The sequence below is a fragment of the Pirellulales bacterium genome (assembly GCA_035656635.1).
Classification (GTDB): domain Bacteria; phylum Planctomycetota; class Planctomycetia; order Pirellulales; family JADZDJ01; genus DATJYL01.
Window position 1 is genome coordinate 1 of the sequence record DASRSD010000040.1, and the last position, 2,793, is coordinate 2,793.

Here is a 2,793-nt window from a genome sequence, read left to right on the forward strand (position 1 = left end):
GTGCTAACACAACCCGGTAAACACACGCTTCGAGTTTTCATGGTTGATCCCGGTGTGGTGTTGGAAAAGTTTGTCGTCAGCTCCCATCCGCTTCCAGAGTCTGAACTTGGCCCGCCAGAAACCGTCACAGTCCGTTGAGCGACGAGTGCAAGTCATAAAATCACGCTCTTGACGATGCTTTGGATTTGCCCCAGACTGCTACTGTCTGACTCTTTGCGAGAGTGGCGGAATTGGCAGACGCGCTGGACTTAGGATCCAGTCCCGAAAGGGGTGTGGGTTCAAATCCCTCCTCTCGCATTCGAGCGTTACCTCCTGGTACTCGGGTCACGCCTGAGCCCGATGCTTGGTTGTTGGATAACTTCGTTTCTCTTGCGCATTAATCTTCATCGAGTCAATTTCCTGGCGACAGGATCAATAGATGAATCATATTCCACAGCGAACCAGCCCGCCGTCAATCAACGGACAAGCGGGGGCAATTTCGCCGTGGAGCGCCGCATTTTTCCGCTTGGTTCCGGCATTCGACTCGCTGCGAAATTACTCGCTACGCATTCTCGCGCTTGATACCATGGCCGGCCTGACGGTTGCCGCGGTGGCCGTGCCACAGGCAATGGCCTATGCCCAAATCGCTAATATTCCGCCGAAATTCGGACTGTACACGGCGATTGTGATGACCGCCGTTGGCGCACTGTTCGATTCGTCCAAGCAACTAATCAACGGACCGACCAACGCCATTTCCATCGCCGTGTTGAGCTCGCTGGTCGGGTTCAGTGAAAGCGATCGCATTCCGGCATTCATCTTGCTAACGCTGATGGTCGGGCTGCTTCAAGTCGCCATTTCGTTGTTCCGGCTGGGCGATTTAACGCGCTACATTTCGCATGCCGTCATCGTAGGGTTCACATTTGGCGCCGCCGTGTTATTGGTGCTAGATCAATTAAAAAACTTCCTCGGATTGCCCGCCGCGGGCACGGGCGAAGATCATTTTCTCAAGCGATTTTGGCTCACGATCAACAACATCGGCCAAACCAATTCCACCGCGCTATACATTGGCTTGGGAACGGTTGCCATTGCGCTTTCGCTGCGGTGGATCAACTCACGATTGGGCATTCGCTTGCCCGATTTGCTGTTGGCCATCGTTGCAGTCACGATAATCGTCGGGTATTGGAAGCTGGACGATCAGGGTGTAAAAATTGTCGGGACCATTCCTGCCAAGCTGCCGACGCCCCAGTGGCCGGAAATTGATTGGTCGCGCATGCACGCACTGTTTGGCAATAGCCTAGCCATTGCGCTGTTGGGATTATTGGAAGCGATTTCCATGGCCAAAGCCATCGCTGCCCAAACACGTCAGAAGCTCGATATGAACCAGCAATGCCTCAGCGAGGGTCTGGCGAATATCACCGGCAGCTTTTTCCAGTGCTTTCCCGGTTCCGGCTCTCTCACACGTTCTACCATTAACCAGCAGGCCGGCGCACGCACGCAATGGTCGGGAGTAATTTCGGCGGTGGCGGTGGCGCTCACGGTCGTCCTGTTTGCCCAATACGCTTATTACATTCCGAAGGCAGGCTTGGCCGGAATTTTAATGCTTTCCGCCTGGCGATTGGTCGATCGCCAACAGCTAGCGTACTACTTGCGAACCACGCAAACCGACGCCTGGATCGTCATTCTCACCGCGGTGTCGGCTGTGGCGGTCTCCGTGGAGTTTTGCGTGCTCATCGGCGTGTTCTTGTCGTTCGTGTTATATGTGCCGCAAGCGGCGCGGGCCCACATGACCGAACTGGTGGTATCCCGGGAGCGCGTGATTCGGGAACGGATGGAATCGGATATTCCCTGCAGCCGGATTCGCATTTTCAGCTTGGAGGGAGATTTCTTCTTCGGCGCCGCGCCGGAATTGGAACGCCATTTAGATGCCATCGCGGAAACCGTCCAGGAAGGCGTGCGAGTGGTGGTGCTGCGAATGAAGCGGGTTCGCAATCCCGACGCCGTGTGCATGAGCGTCCTGGATCATTTCATCGAGCGGATGCACACCGCCGAAGTTACCGTGCTAATGTGCGGCGTGCGGCCCGACTTAATGCAGGTGATCGATTCCAGCGGTCTGGCCCGCCGCTTAGGACAGGAACGTGTCTTTGTGTTTCAAGAGACGGGCCAATTTTGGACCAGTACCTTAGAAGCGGTGCGGTTTGCGTACGAAATCATCGGAGAAGATGTTTGTGAAACCTGCCCGCGCCATGCGGAAAGCTTGAACAAAAAAGACGGCTGGTATTATTTGATTTGAACCAGTTGATTTGTCCGGGATTTTTTTCCCTGGACAAAACTGCTTCTTTTTGCGCGTCAGGCTGCGGCGTTCGCCCGAAGTTTTCCGAGCGATCCGTAGCCGCGGCGGGACAAAATGCGTCCCATTTGCGTCCGCTGCTGCAAATTGTTGGCGAATTGAAGCTGTTGGCGAATTCATGCGCCTTGGCTCGTTCTCGCCGATCACGCTCGCCACGGCCTACGCTCCCCGCGCGCAGTTCTCCCTCTCCCCTTGCGGGAGAGGGTCGGGGTGAGGGGCGCACACCTCGGGCCGTGCCGAAGCAACAATCGAAGTTTAAATTGCCAAAGACCAATCGCGGAGCCCATTCGCTCCGAGCCGTCCACATTAGTGTACATTTGTTCGCAATGCAAGAAGCAAATTGGGCCAAACCGGAGGTGCAACTAAAAATGTGCCAGTGACTTGGCCGCGTCGATCGCAAGCTATTGCTTCTTAGACGTTCTGAGACTGCCGTCAGGAAATTTCTCAGTGACGTTGCCGCCAGGCCC

Annotated in this window: 1 protein-coding gene and 1 tRNA gene; both read left to right on the forward strand. The window is 55.4% G+C overall.

Annotated features, from left to right (window positions below):
- Nucleotides 1-215: 215 nt before the first annotated feature.
- Nucleotides 216-297 (forward strand) — tRNA-Leu (locus VFE46_03220).
- 121 nt (nucleotides 298-418) lie between these two features.
- A complete protein-coding gene (locus VFE46_03225) occupies nucleotides 419-2,269 on the forward strand; it encodes a SulP family inorganic anion transporter (protein ID HZZ26995.1) in 1,851 nt (616 codons plus the stop codon).
- The last annotated feature ends 524 nt before the right edge of the window (nucleotides 2,270-2,793 follow it).